This is a genomic window from Quisquiliibacterium transsilvanicum (assembly GCF_014202215.1).
GTDB lineage: Bacteria > Pseudomonadota > Gammaproteobacteria > Burkholderiales > Burkholderiaceae_E > Quisquiliibacterium > Quisquiliibacterium transsilvanicum.
On record NZ_JACHGB010000004.1, the window covers coordinates 116,032 to 138,340 of the forward strand.

Consider the following 22,309-nt stretch of genomic DNA (forward strand, 5'->3'; position numbering starts at 1 on the left):
AGGGCGACGCGCCGTGAAGCGCGACCGGCGGCTGCTTTCGACGGTCCTTGTCTCCGCCGTCTCGGCCGCGGTGCTGCTGTTGGCCTGGCTTGCCGCGATGTCGCTGTTGCTGGGCGCTGTCATCGAACCGGACCTGCGCCGCCAGTTCCTGGATGCCTTGCTGCCCCACCTGCCGCTGGTGGCCATGGGCGTGCTGCTGCTGGCGCTGCCCGCGGGCTACCTGGCGCGGGCGCTTCACCTGCGCTGGGTGGCGGGCCCGGCGCGGCTGCTGGAGCAGGCCCAGGCGCTGCTTGCGCCGGGCGTGGATCGTGAACTGCCGATGACCGGCAGCGCCGAGATGCGCGGGTTCGCCGAGGCGATCAACCTGCTCGCGCGCCAGCGCTCTGAGCTCGGGCGCGACATCGAGGCCCGGGTCGCCCAAGCAAGCCGGGGTGTCGAGCAGGAGCGCAACCGGCTGGCTGCGCTGATGAGCGAGCTCGACCAGAGCGTCGTGGTCTGCAATCTCGACGGCAGGATCCTGCTCTACAACAGCCGTGCGCGCCTGCAGTTCCGCGCGCTGTCGTCAGCGCCAATGCTGGCCGACGGCGCCGAGCTGATCGGCCTGGGGCGCTCGATCTACAGCGTTTTCGACCGCCGCCTGGTCGCGCATGCGCTTGGCGGCGTGCGCAGCCGGCTGCAGCGCGGCGCGGCCAACCCCACCGCCCGCTTCGTCATGCTCACCCAGGGCGGGCAATTGCTGCGGGTCCGCATGTCGCCGGTGCGTGACGTGGCGCCAGACGAGAGCGGGAAGCCCGGCAGCGGCGGTTCCGGCGGCGGCGAGCACGACAGCGGGGAGGCCGTCGACAGGACCCCGCCGCTCGCCGGCTTCGTGCTGATGCTGGAGAACGTCACGGTGGAGTTCGAGCGCGAATCGGAGCGCGATCGACTGGTGCTGTCACTCGCGGACGAGACGGGCTCCGCGCTGGCCCGGGTGGGATCGCAGATCGAACGGCTGGCGGCCGGGTCCGAAGTGCCGTCCGTGCGCGATCGCCTGGCCGAACAGGCGCGGGACGAGGTCGAGGCGATGCGGCGCAGGCTGCGTGAGGTCGCTGCCCGTTTCGCGCATGGCGCCACCGGGCGCTGGCCGCTGGAGGAGGTGCCGGGCGCGGAATTCCTCGACGGCGCCAGGAGCCAGATCGAGGCGAATGCGGGCGTGCGCTGCGCGATCGACGAGGTGGATCCGGCGCTGTGGCTGCGAATCGACGGGTTTGCCGTCCTCGAGGCGATCGGCGCTCTGGCGCAGCGGCTGCGCGACGAGCACGGCGTCCGAGACATCAGGCTGAGGCTCGCCGAAGGTGAGGAGGATCGGGTGAACCTTGACCTGGTCTGGAGCGGCGGCGCGATGAGCACCGAGACCGCGATGACCTGGGAGCTGGACCCCATTCCGGCCGGCGCGGCCATGCTGACGGTGCGCGAGGTGGCGCAGCGGCATGCCGGGTCCTTCGAGTTCCTGCGCGATCGGGCCCGCCAGCTCACGTTCTTCCGCTTCGTCCTGCCGCGGGCCAGGGAGATGGCCGAGGTGGAGGCCGAGGCCTTCCTGCGCGGCCGCAGCCGTCCGGAGTTCTATGACTTCGACCTGTTCCAGAGCAGCGCGACCACGCGCGCGCTCGAGGATCGCCGCCTGGCCGAGCTCGCCTTCACGGTGTTCGACACCGAGACCACCGGGCTCGAGCCTTCCGCCGGCGACGAGATCATCCAGATCGGCGCGGTGCGGGTGCTCAACGGCAAGCTGCGGCGCTCCGAGTCCTTCGAGCAGTTGGTCGATCCCAGGCGCTCGATCCCGCGGGCATCGATCCCGATCCACGGCATCGAGCCGCACATGGTGCGCGGCCAGCCCACCATCGACCAGGTGCTGCCCGCCTTCCACGCCTATGCGCAGGACACGGTGCTGGTCGCGCACAACGCGGCCTTCGACATGCGCTTCCTGCAGCTCAAGGAGGAGGCCACCGGGGTGCGCTTCGAGCAGCCGGTGCTGGACACGCTGCTGCTGTCCGCGGTGGCGCATCCCAACCAGTCCTCGCACCGGCTGGAGGCGATCGCCGAACGCTTCGGCATCGCGGTGATCGGCAGGCACACCGCCCTCGGCGATGCGCTCGTCACCGCCGAGGTGCTGCTGCGGCTGATCCCGCTGCTGGAGGCCATGGGCATCCACACGCTGGGGCAGGCCCGCGAGGAGGCGCAGCGCACCTACTTTGCGCGGCTGTCGTACTGAGTGGCCGTGTGCCGCGGCTCACACCAGGATGATGTCGTACTGCTCCTGGCCGGCCATGCGGCCGGGCTCGCCATCATGCGGATGGCGAATCGAGCTCACGTAGCGCCTCCAGCAGGGAGGGCACGTCCGAGTCGACGATGCTCCAGATCGTGTCGTCGTCGATACCGAGGTAACCGTGGATCAGCCTGTTCCGGGTCGCAACCACCATCCGCCATGGCACTGCCGGGTGGGCTGCCCGAACGTCCGCTGGCACGTGGCTCGCCGCCTCGCCAATCAGCTCCAGGTTGCGAAGCGTCGCGTCGTAAACGAGACGGTTCGCCACGAAGGCCGGCTGGTCCATGCCTCTCGTATAGTCGAGCACCTTACCCGCGAAGGCGATCATGTCGTCGATGTAGAAACGCCATGCCCGCTCGACACCCTCAGACATGCACGGCCTCGCGTTCGATGAACGGGCGCAGTTCGGGGCGAAGTGCCTTTTCCGTCACCAGATCGACCGGGCGGCCAAGGAGGTCCTCCAGGTAGAACTGGACGCCGAAGTATCGATCGGAGCTTGCAGGTCCGTCGAAGGACACGAGGATGTCGATATCGCTGTCGGGCCGAGCCGAGTCCCGTGCGGTGGAACCGAACAGCGCCAGGCCGCAAACCCCGTAGCGGGCAGCCAGGACGGGCTTGCTTCGGGCAAGCGAATCCAGCACCTGCGCGCGATTCATCGGATTCTCCTCGGTGGGTGGTCGGCTTCCCGGTTCAGTCTCACCGAAGGCACCTGGCGCGAGCCGGGATGCGTCGGGTCGAGGCTCACTGATTATCGAGGGATGCGCGGACGCGGACAAGCCGACGAGCGCGGGAGACCCTGAGCCTTCATCGCGCGGCCACACCGTTCCGCGCGGCACTTCACACCAGGATGATGTCGTACTGCTCCTGGCTGTAGATGCTCTCGACCTGCAGCGAGATCCGCTTGCCGATGGCGTCGCCGAGCGCGGCCAGCGGCTGGGCCTCTTCCTCGAGGAAGAGGTCGACCACGTCCTGCGAGGCCAGGATGCGGAATTCCTTGGGGTCGAACTGCCTGGCCTCGCGCTGGATCTCGCGCAGGATCTCGTAGCAGACGGTGCGCGGGGTCTTGAGCATGCCGCGCCCGGCGCAGGTGGGGCAGGACTCGCACAGCACGTGCGCCAGCGACTCGCGGGTGCGCTTGCGGGTGAGCTCGATCAGTCCCAGCGTGGTGAAGCCGTTCACGGTGGTGCGGGTGCGGTCGCGCGCCAGCGCCTTCTTCAGCTCGGTGAGCACCGCGTCGCGGTGCTCGGCGCTGGTCATGTCGATGAAGTCGACGATGATGATGCCGCCGAGGTTGCGCACCCGCAGCTGGCGGGCGATCGAGTGCGCGGCCTCGAGGTTGGTCTTGAAGATGGTGTCGTCGAAGTTGCGCCCGCCGACGTAGCCGCCGGTGTTGACGTCGACCGTGGTCAGCGCTTCGGTCTGGTCGATGATCAGGTAGCCGCCCGACTTCAGGTCCACGCGGCGCGCCAGCGCCTTTTCGATCTCACCCTCCACCCCGTGCAGTTCGAACAGCGGGCGCTCGCCGTTGTAGGTGCGGATCAGCCCCGCGAGCCCGGGCACGTAGGTGTTGGCGAACTCGATCATCCGCTGGCATTCGTCGGCGCTGTCGATCTGGATCGCTGCGGTCGCCTCGCCGGCCACGTCGCGCAGCATTCGCTGCGTCAGGCTCAGCTCCTGGTAGAGCAGCGAGGGAGCGGGCTTGCGCTGGCTTTCGTCGAGGATCTCGCGCCAGCGCTTGCGAAGGTAGGCGACGTCGGCGGCAAGCTCCGCGTCCGGGGCGTCCTCGGCGGAGGTGCGGATGATGAAGCCGCCGCGCTCGTCCTCGGGCATCAGCTTCTGCAGGCGGCTGCGCAGCAGCGCGCGTTCGCTGTCGTTGCCGATGCGCTGCGAGACGCCGATGTGCGGATCCTGGGGCAGGTGGACCAGCAGGCGGCCCGCAATGCTGATCTGCGTGGACAGCCGCGCTCCCTTGGTGCCGAGGGGATCCTTGATGACCTGGACCAGCAGCGGCTTGCCGTCGAAGAGCAGCTTCTCGATCGGCGTCGCGTGGCCGGTGCTCTGGCTGTTGGCGCGCGACTGCCAGAGGTCGGCGACGTGCAGGAAGGCGGCGCGCTCGAGCCCGATGTCGATGAACGCCGACTGCATTCCCGGCAGCACGCGGGAGACGCGGCCCAGGTAGACGTTGCCGACCAGGCCGCGCGAGGCGGCGCGCTCCAGGTGGAGCTCCTGGACCACGCCCTGCTGGACGACTGCGATGCGGGTTTCGTGCGCGCTGTGGTTGACGAGGATTTCTTCGGTCATCGGCATTGCGGGGCGCCTGCGTGTTCGGGGTTTCGCACTCCGGGCAGGCCGCGCAGCAGCCGGGCAGTCTCGTACAGGGGCAAGCCCATGATACCGGAGTAGCTTCCCTCGATCCGCCGCGCGAAGGCCCCGGCGGCGCCCTGTATTCCGTATGCGCCAGCCTTGTCGAAGGGCTCGCCGCTGGCGACGTAGTCGTCGATCTCCGCGGTCGACAGCCGCGCGAAGCTGACCCGCGAGACGTTCACCACGACCTCGCGCCGGCTCGAGCGCGCCAGCGCGACCGCGGTCAGCACCCGGTGGGACCGGCCCGAAAGCAGGCGCAGCATCTCGCGCGCCTCCGCCGCGGTTGCCGGCTTGCCGAGCATCCTGCCGCCCACTGCGACGGTGGTGTCGGCGGCCAGCACCGGCGCAGCCTCGAGTCCGCGGGGTGCCAGGCTGGCGAGCGCCGATTCGAGCTTGGCGCGCACCACGCGCCCGACGTACACCGTCGGGGATTCCGAGGGCAGGGGGGCCTCGAGCGCCTCGGCCGCCTCGGGGTCCAGCGGCTCCAGGACGCGGAAGCGCACGCCGATCTGGCGCAGCAGCTCCTGGCGGCGCGGGCTCTTCGATGCGAGGTAGACGAAATCGGTCATGGCAGCGGGTCGGCGGGTGCGCGACGGATCAGTCGCGATGGTAGGGGTGGTTGGCGAGCACCGACCAGGCGCGGTAGAGCTGCTCGGCCAGCAGTACCCGGACCAGCGGATGGGGCAGGGTGAGGCTGGACAGCCGAAGCCGCTCGGCTGCCTGCGATTTGAGCGCGTCGTCGAGTCCGTCGGGCCCGCCGATCAGGATTGCGATCGGCTGGGCCGCCTGCTGCCAGCGCTGCACCCGGCCGGCAAGCTGGCGGGTGTCGAGGTCGGCGCCGCGCTCGTCGAGAACGACCAGCTGCGCGCCCGGGGGCAGGGCAGCGCGGATGCGCTGCGCCTCGCGGGCCATCCAGACGGCCGGCGTGGCGCCCGCCGAGCGCTGCTCGGCGCGGACCTCGCGCCATTCGACGCGCAGCTCCGGGGGCATCCTGCCGGTGTAGTCGTCGACCGCGGCCTGGACCCAGGCCGGCATCCTGGTGCCGACCGCGACGATGCGGATCAGCATCGATGCGCGGCCGGGCGCAGGCGCGGCCCGGCTGCTGCCGTGCCTGCCGCCCTCAACGACGCGCGGCGGCGGTGGCGGCTGCGCCGGTGGCGCCCAGCTTCACGCGCACGGGCTTGCCGCCCCACAGCTCCTCGAGGTTGTAGTAGCTGCGGATGGCCGGCTGCATCACGTGCACGACGATGTCGCCGAGATCGACGAGCACCCATTCGCCCGTTTCCTCGCCTTCCACAGAGATGACGTGGCCGCCGAGCTCCTTGACCCGCTCGCGCACGTTGGAGGCCAGCGCCCGGGTCTGGCGGTTGGACGTGCCGCTGACCACCACCACCCGGTCGAACAGGTCGGTGAGTTCGGTCGTGTTGAAGACCCGGATGTCCTGCCCCTTGACATCTTCGAGCGCGTCGATGACGACGCGCTGCAGTTTGCGCAGATCCATCTTTCCTTGGGTCCTAGGTTCAGCGGGCGCTTGTGCGCCCGTACAGTTTTCGGGATTCAATATATTCCAGAACCGCCGGCGGCAACAGTCCGGCCGGGCGCTCGCCGCGGGCCAGCTGGGCGCGCAGCGCGGTCCCCGAGACCGGCACCGGGGGCATCGAGAACAGCACCACCGAGCCGCTGGCGGCGTCCGCAAGCGCCTGCCTGCCGTGTTCGCGAAGCAGCTCTTCGATCTCCGGCGGCAGGTCCTGCAGGCTGACCCGTTCGCGCTGCGTGCAGGCGATGTGGCCCAGCGAGACCAGCTCGCGCCAGCGGTGCCAGGTGGGCAGGTTGCGCAGCTGGTCGCTGCCCAGCAGCAGCACCAGCGCGGGGTCGGGGCCGAGTTCGGCGCGCAGTTCCGTGAGGGTGTCGACCGTGTAGCTCGGCCCGCTGCGACGCGTCTCGCGATCGTCGGCGCGGAAACCGGCGACGTCCGCCACGGCGAGGCGCACCATCTCCAGGCGCTGGCCGGCGTCCGCGACCACGCTGCCCTTCTGCCAGGAGGCGCCGGTGGGGATGAAGCGCACCTCGTCGAGCGCCAGCGCGGCGCGCGCCGAGCGCGCAAGCGCCAGGTGGCCGACGTGGATCGGGTCGAAGGTGCCGCCCAGGATGCCGATGCGCCTGCGGGCCGGGAGATCCTGCGCCATCCGCTGCGCGCTCACGCCCAGTCCCGGGGGACCAGGAACTCGTCGTACAGGCGCGCTTCGGGCGAGCCGGCTGCCGGGCGCCAGTCGTAGCGCCAGCGCACCACCGGAGGCATCGACATCAGGATGGACTCGGTGCGGCCGCCGGACTGCAGGCCGAACAGCGTGCCGCGGTCGAACACCAGGTTGAACTCGACGTAGCGGCCCCGGCGGTAGGCCTGGAAGTCGCGCTCACGCTCGCCATAGGGCTGGTCGCGATGCCGCTCGGCGATCGGCGCCCAGGCATCCAGGAAGTGGTCGCCCACGCTGCGGGTCATCGCGAAGGCGTGCTCGAAGCCGCCCTCGCTGAAGTCGTCGAAGAACAGTCCGCCCACGCCGCGCGGCTCGTTGCGGTGCTTCAGGAAGAAGTAGTCGTCGCACCACTGCTTGAAGCGCGGATGCAGGTGCTCGCCGAAGGGCTGCACCGCGTCGCGGCAGACCGAGTGGAAGCGCACCACGTCCTTCTCGAAGGGATAGTAGGGCGTGAGGTCCATGCCGCCGCCGAACCACCAGGAGTCCTCCTGGCCGCTGCCGGGCGCCGCATGCGCGACGAAGAAGCGCACGTTCATGTGGACCGTGGGCACGTAGGGGTTGCGCGGGTGCAGCACGAGCGACACGCCCATCGCCTCGAAGGGCAGGCCGGCCAGCTGGGGCCGCTGCGCGCTGGCCGAGGGCGGCAGCGCCTTGCCCATCACGTGGGAGAAGTTGACGCCACCGCGCTCGAAGAGCCCGCCGTCCTCGATGACGCGGGTCAGGCCGCCGCCGCCCTCGGGCCGCTCCCAGCGGTCGGAGCGGAAGGGGCTGCCATCCAGCGCCTCGAGCCGATCGACGATCCGTGCCTGCAGCCCGGTGAGATAGTCGCGCACCCGTGCCGCGTCGGCACTGGCGTGCGACGCGGCGGCCGGGACGGCGTGCGACGGGGCCGGAGCCGTGGGCGCCGGGCCCGGCTTGGCGCCTGCGCTCATCGCTTGCGCGCGAGCGCGCGGTGGCCGATGTCGCGGCGGTACTGCATGCCCTCGAAGCGGATCGAGTCGATGCCCTGGTAGGCGCGTGCCTGCGCGATCTTGACCGAGTCGCCCAGGCCGGTGACGCAGAGCACGCGGCCGCCGCTGGTGAGGACCCGCCCGTCGCTCTCGGTGGTGCCGGCATGGAACACCAGGCAGTCGGACTCGGGGTCGTTGCCATTGGCCGGCAGGCCGGTGATGGCGTCGCCCTTGCGCGGCTCTTCCGGGTAGTTGTGCGCGGCCAGCACCACGCCCAGCGCGGTGCGCCGGTCCCAGGTGATCTCCGCCTCGTCGAGCCGGCCGTCGATGGCCTTCTCGAACACGGCGGCCAGGTCGCTGCGGATGCGCGCCATGATCGGCTGGGTCTCGGGGTCGCCCATTCGGCAGTTGAACTCGAGCGTCCGGGGCTGGCCGGCGGCGTCGATCATCAGCCCGGCGTAGAGGAAGCCGGTGAAGGGGATGCCGTCCCGGGCCATGCCGTTGACCGTGGGCATGATGATCTCGCGCATCACCTTGGCGTGGATCTCGGGAGTGACCACCGGCGCGGGGGAGTAGGCGCCCATGCCGCCGGTGTTCGGACCTTCGTCGCCGTCGAGCAGGCGCTTGTGGTCCTGGCTGGAGGCCAGCGCCAGCACGTTGCGCCCGTCCACCAGGACGATGAAGCTCGCTTCCTCGCCCTCGAGGAAGTCCTCGATGACCACGCGCGCGCCGGCCGAGCCCATCCGGTTGTCGATCAGCATCGCGTCGATCGCCGCGTGCGCCTCTTCGAGGGAGGTGGCCACCACCACGCCCTTGCCGGCGGCCAGGCCGTCGGCCTTGATCACGACGCGCGCGCCCCGGCCATCGACGTAGGCGTGTGCCGCCGCGGCGTCAGTGAAGGTCTGGTAGCCGGCAGTGGGGATGCCGTGGCGCTTCATGAAGGCCTTGGCGAAGTCCTTCGAGGACTCGAGCTGGGCCGCCGCCTTCGTGGGGCCGAAGATGCGCAGGCCCTTGTCGCGGAAGGCGTCGACGATGCCCGCGGCCAGCGGGGCCTCCGGCCCCACCACCGTGAAGGCCACCTGCTCGCGCCTTGCGAACTCGGCCAGCGAGTCGATCTCGGTGAGCGGCAGGTTCTGCAGCTTGGGCTCGTGCGCCGTGCCGCCGTTGCCCGGCGCCACCCATACCTTCGTGACCCGCTCGGACTGCGCCAGGCGCCACGCCAGCGCATGCTCGCGCCCCCCCGAACCCACCACCAGGAGATTCATCGCGTCCTATTCCTGTTCATCGAAGACCGCGTTGGTGTAGACCTGCTGGACGTCGTCGAGGTTCTCCAGCGCGTCGAGCAGCTTCTGCATCTTCAGTGCATCGTCGCCGGCGAGCTCGGTCTCGTTCAGCGGCTTCATGGTGATCTCGGCGACCTCGGCCTTCAGGCCAGCCGCCTCGAGGGCCTGCTTGACCGCGGAGAAATCGGGCACCGCGCAGATCACCTCGACGCCGCCTTCGTCGTCGGAGGCGACGTCCTCGGCGCCCGCGTCGATGGCGGCCTCCATGACCTTGTCCTCCGAGATGCCCGGCGCGAACAGGAACTGTCCGCAATGCTTGAACTGGAATGCGACCGAGCCGTCGGTGCCCAGGTTGCCGCCATGCTTGGAGAAGGCGTGGCGGACCTCGGCGACCGTGCGCGTGCGGTTGTCGGTCATGCAGTCGACGATGACCGCTGCGCCGCCGATCCCGTAACCCTCATAGCGGATCTCGTCGTAGTTGGAGCCTTCGAGCCCGCCCGCGCCCCGTGCGATGGCCTTCTGCACGGTATCCTTGGCCATGTTGGCCTCGGATGCCTTGTCCATGGCGAGCCGCAGCCGGGGGTTGGCCGACGGGTCGGAGCCTCCGTGCTTGGCTGCGACGACGATCTCTTTCAGGACGCGGGTGAAGACCTTGCTGCGCTTCGCGTCCTGCCGGTTCTTGCGGTGCTGGATGTTGGCCCACTTGGAATGGCCGGCCATGACTTGCCCTCTCAGTCGCCCTGGCTTGCATCGGCCTCGGGCGGCATGTTCGAATGATTCGTCTGCGGGGAAACCGCGATTTTACCACCCACCCTTGCCGGGCACGGGCCGCGCGCGGCCGGCCCCCACGCCATGACCGACCTTTTCCGCATCGCCATCGCCGACTCCCGTGAACTGGGCGTCCTTCCGGCGCTGGCCAACCGCCACGGGCTGATCACCGGCGCCACCGGCACCGGCAAGACCGTCACCCTGCAGGTGATCGCCGAGCAGCTCTCGGATGCGGGCATCCCGGTGTTCGTGGCCGACGTCAAGGGCGATCTCGCCGGGGTCTCGCAACCGGGCAGCATGTCGCCGAAGCTGCAGGAGCGCCTGGACCGCTACGGCCTGCCCACGCCGCAGTTCTCCGGTTATCCGGTCACGCTCTGGGACGTCTATGGCGAGAAGGGCCATCCGCTGCGGGCCACGGTCTCGGACATGGGGCCGACGCTGCTGTCGCAGATGCTGGGCCTGAACGAGACCCAGGAGGGCGTGCTGCACCTGGTGTTCCGGGTCGCCGACGCCCAGGGCCTGCTGCTGCTCGACGCCAAGGACCTGCGCGCGATGCTGCAGTACGTCGGGGACAACGCCAAGTTGTTCACCACCGAGTACGGCAACATCTCCACCGCCTCGATCGGCGCCATCCAGCGCAGCCTGCTGACGCTGGACTCGCAGGGGGCGGACCGCTTCTTCGGCGAGCCGATGCTCAACCTCGACGACATGATGCAGACCGACGCGAGCGGCCGCGGCGTGATCAACGTGATGGCCGCCGATCGCCTGATGAACTCGCCGCGGCTGTACGCGTCCTTCCTGCTGTGGCTGCTGTCGGAGCTGTTCGAGAACCTGCCGGAGGTCGGCGACCGCGAGAAGCCGCGCTTCGCGTTCTTCTTCGACGAGGCCCACCTGCTGTTCGACGCCGCGCCCAAGCCGCTGCTGGAGAAGGTGGAGCAGGTGGTGCGGCTGATCCGCTCCAAGGGCGTGGGCGTCTACTTCGTGACGCAGAATCCGCTCGACATCCCGGACACGGTGCTCGGCCAGCTCGGCAATCGCGTGCAGCACGCGCTGCGCGCGTTCACGCCGCGCGACCAGAAGGCCGTCAGGGCGGCAGCGGAAACCATGCGCCCGAACCCGAAGTTCAAGGCCGAGCAGGCGATCACCGAGCTGGGCGTTGGCGAAGCGCTGGTGTCCTTCCTGGACGCGAAGGGCCGTCCGCACGAGGTCGAGCGCGCCTGGATCTGCCCGCCCGGCTCGCGGATCGGGCCGATCACCGACGAGGAGCGCCGCGCGCTGATCGCGGGCTCGGTGGTGGCCGGCATCTACGACACGACCCAGGACCGCGAGTCCGCGTATGAACGGCTGAAGGCAGGGTCCGCGGCGGCGCAGCCCGATGCGGAGGCTCCCGCCGAGCAGCCCGACCAGGGCGGCGGCTTCGGCGACATGCTGGGCGGCCTGTTCGGCGGGGTGCTCGGGGGCGGCCAGGGCAGCGCGCGCCGCACGGCCTCGCGCCGCGAAACGCCGCTGCAGGCGGCCACCAAGAGCGCGGCCCGGTCGATCGGGACCACGATCGGCAGGGAACTGGTGCGCGGAGTGCTCGGCTCGCTGCTGCGCAGGCGCTAGCCCGGGCGCGGCAGCCCGGCGCACCGGCGGCGCGAGCGGGATGCATCGACCACACGAATACGACACGAACGAGGACGGGAGACGACCGGATGAAGCTTGGAATCGAAGGCAGGTGGGCGCTGGTGTGCGGCGCGAGCAAAGGACTGGGCCATGGCTGCGCGGCTTCGCTGGCCGCCGAGGGCGTCAACCTGGTGATCAACGCGCGCTCGGCCCAGCCGCTGCGCGAAGCGGCGGCGCGCATCGGCGGCGAGACCGGCGTGACGGTCGTCGCGGTGGCCTGCGACATCACCACCCCGGAGGGGCGCGCCGAGGCGCTGGCCGCCTGCCCGCAGGTGGACATCCTGGTGAACAACGCCGGCGGCCCGCCGCCCGGGGACTTCCGCAACTTCACCCGTGACGACTGGATCCGCGCGATCGACGCGAACATGCTCACGCCGATCGAGCTGATGAAGTCGACGGTGGACGGCATGATGGAGCGCGGCTTCGGGCGGATCGTCAACATCACCTCGAGCGCGGTGAAGGCGCCGATCGACGTGCTCGCGCTGTCCAACGGCGCGCGCAGCGGCCTCACCGGCTTCGTCGCCGGGCTCGCCCGCAAGACCGCGGGCCGCAACGTCACCATCAACAACCTGCTGCCGGGAATGTTCGCCACCGACCGCCTGCGCACCACGATCGCGGCCGCCGCGAAGGCGCAGGGCATCGACGCGGCCGAGGCCGAGCGGCGTCGTGCGGCGACGGTGCCCGCGGGGCGCTTCGGCGATCCCTGGGAGTTCGGCCAGGCCTGCGCCTACCTGTGCAGCGCGCAGGCAGGCTACGTCACCGGGCAGAACTTCCTGATCGACGGCGGCAACTACCCCGGCACGTTCTGAAGCGAACTCTGAAGCAACTCTGAAGCGAATCCAAGGGAGGACATCGATGACCAAGGCGATCCGGATCGAGCGGACCGGCGGACCCGAAGTGCTGCAGTACCTGGACGTGGAGGTCGGTGCGCCCGGGCCCGGGGAGGTGCAGGTGCGCCATCGCGCGATCGGCCTGAATTTCATCGACGTCTACTACCGCACCGGGCTGTATCCGATGTCGCTGCCGGGCGGCGCCGGCCTCGAGGGCTCGGGCGAGGTGCTCGCGGTGGGCGAGGGCGTGACCGAGTTGCGCCCTGGCGACCGGGTGGCCTACGCGGGCGGCTCGCCGGGCGCGTACTCCGAAGTGCGCAACATGGCCGTCAAGCCGCTGGTGAAGATCCCGGACGCCATCGGCGACGAGACCGCCGCGGCGATGATGCTCAAGGGGCTCACCGTGCAGTACCTGTTCCACCGCACCTACAAGGTGAAGGCGGGCGAAACCATCCTGTTCCACGCCGCCGCCGGCGGGGTCGGCCTGATCGCGATGCAGTGGGCCAAGGCGCTCGGCGTCACCGTCATCGGCACCGTGGGCTCCGAGGAGAAGGCCGAACTCGCCAGGCGCCATGGCTGCGACCACACCATCCTCTATCGCGAGGAGAACGTGGCCGAGCGGGTGCGCGAAATCACCGGCGGCAAGATGGTGCCGGTGGTCTATGACGGGGTCGGCAAGGACACCTTCCAGGCCTCGCTGGACAGCCTCGCGCCCTTCGGCCTGATGGTGAGCTTCGGCAATGCCTCGGGGCCGGTGCCGCCGGTTCCGCTCACCGCGCTCAAGGGCTCGCTCTACATCACGCGTCCCGGGCTGATGAACCACACCTCGGACCGCGCGACGCTGCTGGGGATGGCCGACGACCTGATCGGCATGGTGTCCTCGGGCAAGGTGAAGATCGAGATCGAGCGGCGCTACGCGCTGGCCGACGCGGCGCAGGCCCATCGCGACCTGGAATCGCGCCGGACCACCGGCTCGTCGATCCTGATTCCCTGAGCGAATCCTGGCCCAGCTTCCGATGCTAGAGCCTCTCGATGCCGGCGCTGCGGCGGCCGGCGACGCGGCCGGCGAGGGCACGCGCGAGCGCCGCTTCGGCGGCGTCGCGCGGCTGTTCGGCGACACTGCGCTGACGCGCCTGCAGGCGGCGCACTTCGTGGTCGTCGGAATCGGCGGCGTGGGCTCCTGGACGGCCGAGGCGCTGGCGCGTTCCGGCGCCGGTGCGATCACGCTGGTCGACATGGACCATGTGGCCGAGTCGAACCTCAACCGCCAGGTCCACGCGCTGGAGTCCACGCTGGGCGCCGCCAAGGGCGAGGCGATGCGCGAGCGGATCGCTGGCATCTGGCGCGGCTGCCGGGTCGGGCTGGTCGACGATTTCGTCACCGCGGAGAACGCGGCCGAACTGATCCCGGAGGGGGCGATCGTCATCGATGCGATCGACCAGCCGCGCGCGAAGGCTGCGATGATCGCGCTGTGCCGGCGCCGGCGCCAGCCGTTGGTGGTCTGCGGCGGCGCGGGCGCGGTCACCGACTCGCTCGCGCTGCGCCGCGCGGACCTCGCGCTGGTGCGCGGCGACCCGCTGCTGGCCTCGGTGCGGGCGCGGCTGCGCCGCGAGCACGGCTTTCCCAGGGAGGCCGGCCGGCGTTTCGGCGTCACCGCCCTGTACTTCGATGCGCAGCGCGTGCGGGGTGCGCCCGACGCACCCGCTGCGGAGTGTGCGCTGCCGGACGCGGAGCCGCCGGGGGCGCCAGCGGGCCGCGCCGGAGCGCCGCTGGCCTGCGCCGGCTACGGGTCACTGGTCACCGTCACCGCTGCGCTGGGGTTTGCGGCCGCGGGGCTGGCGATCGAGGCGGCGCTCGGATGAGGTTTTCACTGCGATAACAGGCCTTGCGGGAACTGCGGCGGGATGCGGTCCGATGCGAAGTCCGAAAGGAAGGACGAGACGATGAAGACGATGCCGGGAACGGGTGCGCCGCGCCGGAGCGCTGCGCCGCTGCGCGCGATCGCAATGCTTGTGCTGGCCGTGGGCTGGGCTGCGGCCCAGGCCGGCGTGGAGCGGCCTGGCGAGGGGCAGCCTGCCGCCGGGCAAGCGGCGCAGGGCGTGCTCGCTCAGCCGCCGGCAGCCCAGGGCGCACCGGCTGACGATCGAGGCCGCGCCCTCTACGAGGCGCGCTGCCAGGGCTGCCACGATCGCAGCGTGCACCAGCGCGCGGCGCGGATCGCACGTGACTATTCCGGGGTGCGGGCCGGCGTCGAGCGCTGGGACCGCGAACAGGGTGCGCTCTGGCGCCCGGACGAGATCGACGCGGTGACCCGCTACCTGAATTCGCGCTACTACCGATTCCCCTGCGCCGGTCCAGGCTGCGCACCTGATCGGGCGAGCGTGGAGCGCGCCGCGCCGGCGCACTGACCAGGAAAAACAACGAGGAGGAGACCGGCATGAAGACTTCGATCGAACTGATGCTCGACTACCAGCTGGCTGCCCGCCACTACCCCGGGGCAGTGATCCACGTCGAGCAGGACGGGCGTGTGCTCGCGCACGCTGTGGCGGGCCGGCTGCGCGGCGAGGGCGATGCGCCGATGCGCGAGGACGCACTCTTCCGGATCGCCTCCCTGTCGAAGGCGGTGGTCAGCGTGCTGACGCTGATGCTGGTCGATGAAGGCCTGGTGGGCCTGGACACGCCGGCACAGGAGTATCTGCCGCCGCTGGCGAAGCAGCGCATGCCGGACGGCGCGCTGCCCTCGCGGCCGGTCACGGTGCGGGATCTGCTGCGGCATACCGCGGGCGTGCCCTATGCCGGCGAGCTGCGCGACCCGGCGCTGCGTGCGAACGCGCAGGCGTCGGGGCTGGACGGCCGGATGGCTTCGATGACGCCGGCGGAGTTCCTGGATGCACTGGTCACGCTGCCGCTGGCGAATCAGCCGGGCGCCGCGTTCCGCTACGGTTTCGCCACCGACCTTGCCGGCCTGGTGGTCGAACGTGTCACCGGGCAGCGCCTGGGCGAGGCACTGCGCGAGCGGCTGCTCGATCCGCTGGGCATGGTGGACACCGGCTTCGTCGTCGCGGATGCCGACCTCGGCCGGCTGGCCGGCGCCCACTCCTCCGACAAGGCCTGGCATGGCTTCGACCGCATGTTCCGCGACGGCCAGGCGAAGGGTTCGCCGATGCACAGCGGCGGCGGCGGGCTGGTCTCCACGGTGGCCGACTACGCGGCGTTCGCGCGCATGCTGGCCGGCGGCGGCGAACTGGGCGGACGCCGATTCCTGAAGCCCGAAACCTTCGCCCAGATGGCAAGCGACCAGCTCGGCGCCCAGGTGGACGGCCCGGCCGGCTATGCGGGCCCGGGCTTCGGCTTCGGCCTGGCGCTCGCGGTGCGCCATGACTGGGGCGCGGCCGCGGTGCCCAGCCCGGCGGGCGAGCTGACCTGGTCGGGGGTGACCGGCACCGGGCTCTACGTGCGGCCGGCCGACCGGTGGTTCGCGATCAAGTTCAGCTGCAACAACGCCTCGCGGCTGATGGCACGTTTCGAGTTCAGGCGGGCTGCAGGGATGCTCTGAACCCGCGCCGCGCGCCGGCGTATGCTGCCGGCAAGGTGCATTCGAACGCCACTAGACGGAAGGAGACCCATGGGAGCCCCCGGAGAAATCCACGGCCGCGCGCAGACGCTGGACGACAAGTACCAGGCCCGGGAGGGCTGGCTCTACATGACCGGCATCCAGGCGCTGGTGCGTCTGCCGATGCAGCAGCGCCAGCGCGACCTCGCCGCCGGTCATGACACCGGCGGCTACATCTCGGGCTACCGCGGCTCGCCGCTGGGGCGCTACGACATGGAGCTCTGGGCGGCCGCCGAGCGCCTGAAGGAGCACAAGGTGGTGTTCCGGTCAGGCCTGAACGAGGATCTGGCGGCCACCGCGATCTGGGGCTCGCAGTACGTGGGCCTGTTCCCGGGCGCGAAGGTCGATGGCGTCTTCGGCATCTGGTACGGCAAGGGCCCCGGTGTCGACCGCTCCGGCGACGCGCTGCGCCACGCCAACATGGCAGGCACCCGGCCGCTGGGCGGCGTGGTCGCGCTGGCTGGCGACGACCACGGCGTGAAGTCGTCCACCGTGGCCAACTTCTCCGACCAGATGTTCATCGCGGTGGGCATGCCGGTGCTCTATCCGTCGAACACCCAGGAACTGCTCGACTTCGGCCTGCACGGCTTCGCGCTGTCGCGATTCTCGGGTTGCTGGGTCGGCATGAAGGTGGTCACCGACGTCGTCGAGGGCGGCGGCTCGGTCTGGGTGGCGCCCGATTCACCGAAGGTCGTGCTGCCCGCGGACTTCCCGATGCCGCCCGGCGGGCTCAACAGCCGCGCGGTGGACATGGGCATCCCGCAGGAAGACCGCCTCTACCACCACAAGCTGCACGCCGCGCTCGCCTACGCGCGGCTCAACGGGCTCAACCGGGTGACGATGGGCGGCGCGGGTGCGCGAGTCGGCATCGTCTCGGCCGGCAAGGCCTACCAGGACGTGCTGCAGGCGCTGATGGGCCTGGGCATCGACGATGCGCGGGCCCGCGCGCTCGGGCTCAAGGTGCTCAAGATCGGCATGACCTGGCCGCTCGATCCCGAGATCGTGCGCGAGTTCGCGCAGGGGCTGGACACGCTGGTGGTGATCGAGGAGAAGCGGCCGGTTCTCGAGGAGCAGGTGCGCGCGGTGCTCTACGGCACGCCGCACCAGCCGGCGATCGTCGGCAAGCATTTCGGCGGGCATCCCTTCGAGGCGCAGCGCGCGCCGATGGCGATCCCCAATGCCGGCGAGACCAACCCGGCGATGGTGGCCGCGGTGCTGGCGAAGGCGCTGGGGCTGCCGCAGCCGCAGGAGGCCGTCCAGGCGCTGTCGGGCGCGGCGGCGGGCGGGCTGGCGCTGCCGGCGGCACAGGCTGCGGCGCTCCCCGCTGCGGCACAGACAGCGCCGCTTCCGGTCGCGGCGCAGGCCGCGGGGGCCCCGGTGCGCATGCCCGGCTTCTGCTCGGGCTGCCCGCACAACCGCTCCACGCGCCTGCCCGAGGGCAGCCGGGCGCTGGCCGGCATCGGCTGCCACTCGATGGCGCTGCTGATGGATCCGCTCACCACCACGACCATCTCGCACATGGGCGCCGAGGGCGTGATGTGGCTGGGCCAGCATCCCTTCACCGAGGAGAAGCACGTCTTCGCCAACCTCGGGGACGGCACCTATGCGCACTCGGGCTTCCTGGCGGTTCGCCAGGCGATCGCCGCGCACGTGCCGCTCACCTACAAGATCCTGTTCAACGGCTTCGTCTCGATGACCGGCGGGCAGGCGGTGGAGGGCGACATCGGCGTCTCGACCATCCTGCACGAGCTCGCCGCCGAGGGTGTCAGGAAGATGGCCCTGGTCACCGACGATCCCGCCAAGTACGAGGGCGTCGCGCTGCCGCCGGGGGTGCCGGTTCGCCACCGCAGCGAGCTTGAGGCGGTGCAGCGCGAGTTCCGCGAATATCCGGACGTGTCGGTGATCGTCTACGAGCAGCCCTGCGCCACCGAGCGGCGGCGGCTGCGCAAGCGCGGCAAGTGGGAGGATCCGCAGCGCCGCAACTTCATCAACGCGGCGGTCTGCGAGGGCTGCGGCGACTGCGGCAAGGCCTCCAACTGCATGTCGGTGGAGCCGCTGGAGACCGAGTTCGGCCGCAAGCGCCGCATCAACCAGTCCACCTGCAACAAGGACTATTCCTGCGTCGAAGGCTTCTGCCCGAGCTTCGTGTCGGTCGAGGGCGGCCAGCTGCGCAAGGCCGTGCCCGCCGCGGGCCCGGCGGGCGCCGGCCTGCAGGCGGACGACGGGGCCTTCGCAGGGCTGCCCGAGCCTTCGGTGCCCCAGCCCACCCGGCCCTTCAACGTGCTGATCGGCGGCATCGGCGGCACCGGCGTGGTCACCATCGGGCAGACGCTGGCGGTCGCTGCGCACCTAGAAGGGCTCTACAGCTCCAACCTCGACGTCACCGGCCTCGCGCAGAAGTACGGCGCGGTGCTCTCGCACGTTCGCATCGCGGCGCGCTCCGAGGACCTGCACGGCACGCGCATCGCACCCGGCGAGGCGGACACCCTGGTCGGCTGCGACCTGATCGTCGCCGCCGGCGACGAGTCGATGTCCAAGCTGAGCGCCGGCCGCAGCCGCGGCGTGGTCTGCACCGACCTGATCCCCACCGGCGAGTTCGCGCGCAATCCCGACTGGCGGATCGACGCGGGCGCGCTGTCGGCCCGGCTCTCGGCGGTGCTCGGCGACGACCTGCTGCTGCTCGAGGGGCAGCGCCTGGCCACTGCGCTGATGGGCGACTCGATCGCAGCCAACATGTTCATGCTGGGCGCGGCCTGGCAGCGCGGGCAGATCCCGCTGTCGCTGGCCTCGATCGATCGGGCGATCGAGCTCAATGGCGTCGCGGTCGAGCTCAACCGCCGCGCCTTCCTCTGGGGGCGGCGCGCGGCGCACGACCCCGCGGCGGTCGAGGAGCGCGCCGCGCGCATGGGCTCCAAGGTGCTGCAGTTCGTGCCGCGCAGCCGCCAGACGCTGGAGGACATCGTCGAGCGGCGGGTGCGCGAACTCACCGACTACCAGGATGCTGCGTACGCGCGACGCTACTCGGCGATGGTCGAGCGCGTGCGCCGCGCGGAGGATGCGCTTGGGCAGGCGCTCGGCAAGGACGGCGACGCGCTGTCGCGGGCGGTGGCCCGCTATCACTTCAAGCTGCTGGCCGCCAAGGACGAGTTCGAGGTGGCGCGGCTGTACTCCCGGCCGCAGTTCCGCGAGGAGCTTGCCCAGGCCTTCGAGGGCGACTACAAGCTCAAGTTCCACGTGGGCGCCTGGCCCTTCGCGCGCAAGGATCCTGCGACCGGCAAGCCGGTCAAGCGCGAGGTCGGCCCATGGCTGATGAGCGCCTTCGGCGTGATGGCCCGGCTGCGCTTCCTGCGGGGCAGCGTGCTCGACCCCTTCCGCAATTCGGCCGAGCGGCGGCTGAACCGCGCGCTGCTCGAGCAGTACGAGCAGGACCTGGAGCGGGTGCTCGCCGGGCTCACGGCGGACAGGCACGCGGTGGCGGTGCGGATCGCGTCGCTGCCGGAGAAGATCCGCGGCTACGGCCACGTGCGCGAGGAGCATGCGGCGGCGGTCGCCCCCGAGCGCGAGCGGCTGCTGGAGGAGTTCTCGGCCACCGGCGTGCAGCGCGCCGCCGCGTAGATCCCGAGGAGAAACGGATGATCAGCGAAACCCTGCGCGCCGAGCTGCGCGCCGCATTGCCCCCGGAGACCTTCGTCGAGGGCGATGCGCTCGCCGGGCGCGCCGCCGGCTGGAGCCGGCGCGACGGCATCCAGGCCGCGCTGCTGGCGCGGCCCGCGAGCACCGACGAGGTGGCCGCGGTGCTGCGCATCTGCCATGCGCATCGCCAGCCGGTGATCACCCACGGCGGGCTCACCGGGCTGGTCCACGGCGCCGACACCACGCCGTCGGACCTGGTCCTTTCCACCGAGCGGCTGCGCGCCATCGAGTCGATCGATCCGGCGCAGCGCGTGGCGGTGGTGCAGTCCGGCGTCACGCTGCAGGCGGTGCAGGAGGCCGCCGATGCGCAGGGGCTGGCCTTCCCGCTGGACCTCGGTTCGCGCGGCTCGGCCACGATCGGCGGCAATGCGTCGACCAATGCGGGCGGCAACCGCGTGGTCCGCTACGGCATGACGCGCGACATGATCCTCGGCGTCGAGGCGGTGCTCGCCGACGGCACCGTCATCCCGGCGATGAACCGGCTGATCAAGAACAACGCGGGCTACGACCTGAAGCACCTGTTCATCGGCTCCGAGGGCACGCTCGGGGTGATCACACGGCTGGTGTTGCGGCTGCGCGAGAAACCCGCGCGCCAGGACGTGGCGATGGTGGCGGTGCCGGGATTCGACGAGATCGTCGCGCTGCTCAAGCACATGGACCGCGCGCTGGGCGGTTCGCTGTCCGCCTTCGAGGCGATGTGGCCCGAGTTCTACGAGCTGGTGACCACGCCGCCGGCCAAGGGCCGGCCGCCGGTGCCCCACGGCCATCCGCTGTACGCGCTGATCGAATGCTCGGGAGGCGGCTCGCCCGCCGATGCCGAGCGCTTCTCGTCGGCGCTGGAGCAGGCGATGGAGCAGGGTCTCGTCGCGGACGCCGCCATCGCGCAGTCGCAGGCCGAGGCCGCTGCGATCTGGGCGCTGCGCGACGACGTCGGCCAGACGATGCGCGACTCCCCGCCGGTGACCTTCGACGTCTCGCTGCCCATCGACCGGATGCCGGGATACCTGGACGAGGTGCGTCCGGCGCTCGCGAAGCGTTTTCCCGGCTCGCTGCTGTGGGTCTTCGGCCACCTGGGCGACGGCAACCTGCACCTGGTGCTCAAGCCCGCAATGCCGGCCAGCCAGGCCCGGCCGGACGCGGAGGCGATCGTCTATTCGGCGCTGCGCGCGCTGGGCGGATCGGTGTCGGCCGAGCACGGCATCGGTTTCGAGAAGAAGGCCTGGCTTGACGTGTCGCGCAGCCCCGCCGAGATCGAGCTGATGCGCAGCCTCAAGGCCTGTCTCGATCCGCAGGGCATCCTGAATCCCGGGCGCATCTTCTCGCTGTAAGCTTCGCCGGCTTCCGATTCAGCGAACTGAGAGTGCATCGATGCCCCGGACCTGGGTTCCCGCCACCTTCGACGACTATCGCGCGATGGCGCGGGCGCGGCTGCCGCGGCAGCTCTTCGAGTACATCGACGGCGGCGCGCACGGCGAGCTGACGCTGCGCGCCAACGCCGCGGACCTGGACGTGCTGAGGCTGCGCCAGCGCGTGCTGCGCAACGTGGAGCAGGTGGACCTGCGCACCACGGTGCTCGGGCGCGAGTGGCCGATGCCGCTGGGCCTGGCGCCCGTTGGGCTGGCCGGCATGATGCGCCGGCGCGGCGAGACCCAGGCGGTGCGAGCGGCCAATGCCGCCGGCGTCACCTGGTGCCTGAGCACGGTGGGCCTGTGCTCGATCGAGGAGGTGGCCGGCGCGGCCAGCGCCCCCTTCTGGTTCCAGCTCTACATGATGCGCGACCGCGGTTTCGTCGCCGAGCTGATCTCGCGCGCCAAGGCGGCGCGCTGCGAGGCGCTGGTGGTGACCGTGGACCTGGCGGTGCCGGGCCTGCGCTTCAAGGACGTGCGCAACGGCATGACCGGGGGGCTGTCGGCGGCCGCGAAGCTGGCGGTGAACCTGGAGCGCGCCAGCCGGGTGCGCTGGATCGCCGACGTGGTATTGGGCGGCGGGCCGCTGGTGTTCGGAACGCTGGCCTCGAAACTGCCGGAGGCCAGGAGCCTGCCCGAGTTCCACGACTTCGTTCGCAGGAACTTCGACCCCACGGTGAGCTGGCAGGACATCGACTGGATCCGGTCGCAGTGGGACGGGCCGATCGTCATCAAGGGGGTGATGGACCCGGAGGATGCGCGCTCGGCCGCGTCGGCCGGAGCGCAGGCGATCGTCGTGTCCAACCACGGCGGGCGCCAGCTCGACGGCGCCCCGTCGACGATCGCTGCCCTGCCGGCGATCGCGGACGCGGTCGGCGACCGGGTGGACGTGCTGGTCGACGGCGGCATCCGCGGCGGGCTCGACGTGATGAAGGCGCTGGCCTGCGGCGCGCGCGCCGCGCTGATGGGGCGCGCCTGGGTGTTCGCGCTGGCCGCGATGGGCGAGGCCGGCGTGGCCCGGCTGCTGGAGGCCGCGCGCAACGAGCTGCGCGTGTCGCTCGCGCTGGCCGGGATCGACGCCGCCCGCAAGGTGGATCGGAACAGCCTCTTCTGACGATTTCCGGGTTTTCGGATTGCCCGCCGCCGGGCGGCGTGCGTGCGCGCCCTGGGGGCGTGC

19 protein-coding genes and 1 pseudogene are annotated in these 22,309 nt (G+C 71.0%); 10 read left to right on the forward strand and 10 right to left on the reverse strand.

What is annotated here, in order from left to right; all coding sequences use genetic code 11:
- Positions 1–13 precede the first annotated feature (13 nt).
- The gene (locus HNQ70_RS10005; RefSeq protein ID WP_183966982.1) at positions 14–2,251 is read left to right on the forward strand and encodes an exonuclease domain-containing protein; all 2,238 of its coding nucleotides are present in this window, start codon (positions 14–16) and stop codon (positions 2,249–2,251) included.
- A gap of 73 nt (positions 2,252–2,324) precedes the next feature.
- On the opposite strand, the gene HNQ70_RS10010 is transcribed toward HNQ70_RS10005, so the two are convergent.
- From HNQ70_RS10010 to HNQ70_RS10055, 10 genes and pseudogenes are all read right to left on the reverse strand, one after another.
- Positions 2,325–2,678, reverse strand: a complete 354-nt coding sequence (locus tag HNQ70_RS10010) for a HepT-like ribonuclease domain-containing protein (RefSeq protein WP_183966984.1) — start codon at positions 2,676–2,678, stop codon at positions 2,325–2,327.
- Positions 2,671–2,961 (reverse strand): nucleotidyltransferase family protein, encoded by a 291-nt coding sequence (locus tag HNQ70_RS10015; RefSeq protein ID WP_183966986.1) that lies wholly within the window; start codon positions 2,959–2,961, stop codon positions 2,671–2,673. Before HNQ70_RS10015 ends, HNQ70_RS10010 begins: the two co-directional genes overlap by 8 nt.
- A 181-nt stretch (positions 2,962–3,142) precedes the next feature.
- Positions 3,143–4,606, reverse strand: a complete 1,464-nt coding sequence (gene rng, locus HNQ70_RS10020) for a ribonuclease G (RefSeq protein WP_183967961.1) — start codon at positions 4,604–4,606, stop codon at positions 3,143–3,145.
- Complete coding sequence (locus HNQ70_RS10025; RefSeq protein WP_183966988.1) at positions 4,603–5,238, reverse strand: Maf family protein; 636 nt, start codon at positions 5,236–5,238, stop codon at positions 4,603–4,605. Before HNQ70_RS10025 ends, rng begins: the two co-directional genes overlap by 4 nt.
- A 28-nt stretch (positions 5,239–5,266) precedes the next feature.
- The gene (gene rlmH, locus HNQ70_RS10030; protein ID WP_183966990.1) at positions 5,267–5,737 is read right to left on the reverse strand and encodes a 23S rRNA (pseudouridine(1915)-N(3))-methyltransferase RlmH; all 471 of its coding nucleotides are present in this window, start codon (positions 5,735–5,737) and stop codon (positions 5,267–5,269) included.
- A gap of 64 nt (positions 5,738–5,801) precedes the next feature.
- A pseudogene (gene rsfS / locus HNQ70_RS10035) lies at positions 5,802–6,170 on the reverse strand (ribosome silencing factor); the annotation flags it as partial.
- Between the two features lie 19 nt (positions 6,171–6,189).
- A complete protein-coding gene (gene nadD, locus HNQ70_RS10040; RefSeq protein ID WP_343060728.1) occupies positions 6,190–6,870 on the reverse strand; it encodes a nicotinate-nucleotide adenylyltransferase in 681 nt (226 codons plus the stop codon).
- Entirely contained in the window at positions 6,867–7,856 is a 990-nt protein-coding gene (hemF, locus tag HNQ70_RS10045; protein WP_183966999.1) for an oxygen-dependent coproporphyrinogen oxidase, read from the reverse strand. The genes nadD and hemF overlap by 4 nt, the downstream gene beginning before the upstream one ends.
- A complete protein-coding gene (gene purD, locus HNQ70_RS10050) occupies positions 7,853–9,139 on the reverse strand; it encodes a phosphoribosylamine--glycine ligase (RefSeq protein ID WP_183967001.1) in 1,287 nt (428 codons plus the stop codon). The genes hemF and purD overlap by 4 nt, the downstream gene beginning before the upstream one ends.
- A gap of 6 nt (positions 9,140–9,145) precedes the next feature.
- Positions 9,146–9,877, reverse strand: coding sequence for a YebC/PmpR family DNA-binding transcriptional regulator (locus HNQ70_RS10055; protein WP_183967003.1), 732 nt, complete (start codon positions 9,875–9,877; stop codon positions 9,146–9,148).
- 132 nt (positions 9,878–10,009) lie between these two features.
- On the opposite strand from HNQ70_RS10055, the gene HNQ70_RS10060 reads away from it, so the two are divergent.
- The 9 genes from HNQ70_RS10060 to HNQ70_RS10100 all read left to right on the forward strand — a co-directional run bounded on the left by HNQ70_RS10060 (position 10,010) and on the right by HNQ70_RS10100 (position 22,246).
- Entirely contained in the window at positions 10,010–11,530 is a 1,521-nt protein-coding gene (locus HNQ70_RS10060) for a helicase HerA-like C-terminal domain-containing protein (RefSeq protein WP_183967005.1), read from the forward strand.
- An 89-nt stretch (positions 11,531–11,619) separates the two neighbouring features.
- Positions 11,620–12,399: an SDR family oxidoreductase gene (locus HNQ70_RS10065; protein ID WP_183967007.1), complete on the forward strand. Its 780-nt coding sequence runs from the start codon at positions 11,620–11,622 to the stop codon at positions 12,397–12,399.
- A gap of 46 nt (positions 12,400–12,445) precedes the next feature.
- Positions 12,446–13,414, forward strand: a complete 969-nt coding sequence (locus HNQ70_RS10070; protein WP_183967009.1) for a quinone oxidoreductase family protein — start codon at positions 12,446–12,448, stop codon at positions 13,412–13,414.
- A 22-nt stretch (positions 13,415–13,436) separates the two neighbouring features.
- Positions 13,437–14,282: a tRNA threonylcarbamoyladenosine dehydratase gene (locus tag HNQ70_RS10075; protein ID WP_183967011.1), complete on the forward strand. Its 846-nt coding sequence runs from the start codon at positions 13,437–13,439 to the stop codon at positions 14,280–14,282.
- Between the two features lie 81 nt (positions 14,283–14,363).
- Positions 14,364–14,828 carry a hypothetical protein gene (locus tag HNQ70_RS10080; RefSeq protein ID WP_183967013.1) on the forward strand — a complete coding sequence of 155 codons (465 nt, stop codon included), beginning with the start codon at positions 14,364–14,366 and terminating at the stop codon, positions 14,826–14,828.
- 29 nt (positions 14,829–14,857) lie between these two features.
- Positions 14,858–15,976 carry a serine hydrolase domain-containing protein gene (locus HNQ70_RS10085; protein ID WP_183967015.1) on the forward strand — a complete coding sequence of 373 codons (1,119 nt, stop codon included), beginning with the start codon at positions 14,858–14,860 and terminating at the stop codon, positions 15,974–15,976.
- A gap of 39 nt (positions 15,977–16,015) precedes the next feature.
- Entirely contained in the window at positions 16,016–19,648 is a 3,633-nt protein-coding gene (locus HNQ70_RS10090) for an indolepyruvate ferredoxin oxidoreductase family protein (RefSeq protein ID WP_425504363.1), read from the forward strand.
- Between the two features lie 17 nt (positions 19,649–19,665).
- Positions 19,666–21,054: an FAD-binding oxidoreductase gene (locus tag HNQ70_RS10095; protein ID WP_183967019.1), complete on the forward strand. Its 1,389-nt coding sequence runs from the start codon at positions 19,666–19,668 to the stop codon at positions 21,052–21,054.
- A 40-nt stretch (positions 21,055–21,094) separates the two neighbouring features.
- Positions 21,095–22,246, forward strand: a complete 1,152-nt coding sequence (locus HNQ70_RS10100; protein ID WP_183967021.1) for an L-lactate dehydrogenase — start codon at positions 21,095–21,097, stop codon at positions 22,244–22,246.
- Positions 22,247–22,309 lie beyond the last annotated feature (63 nt).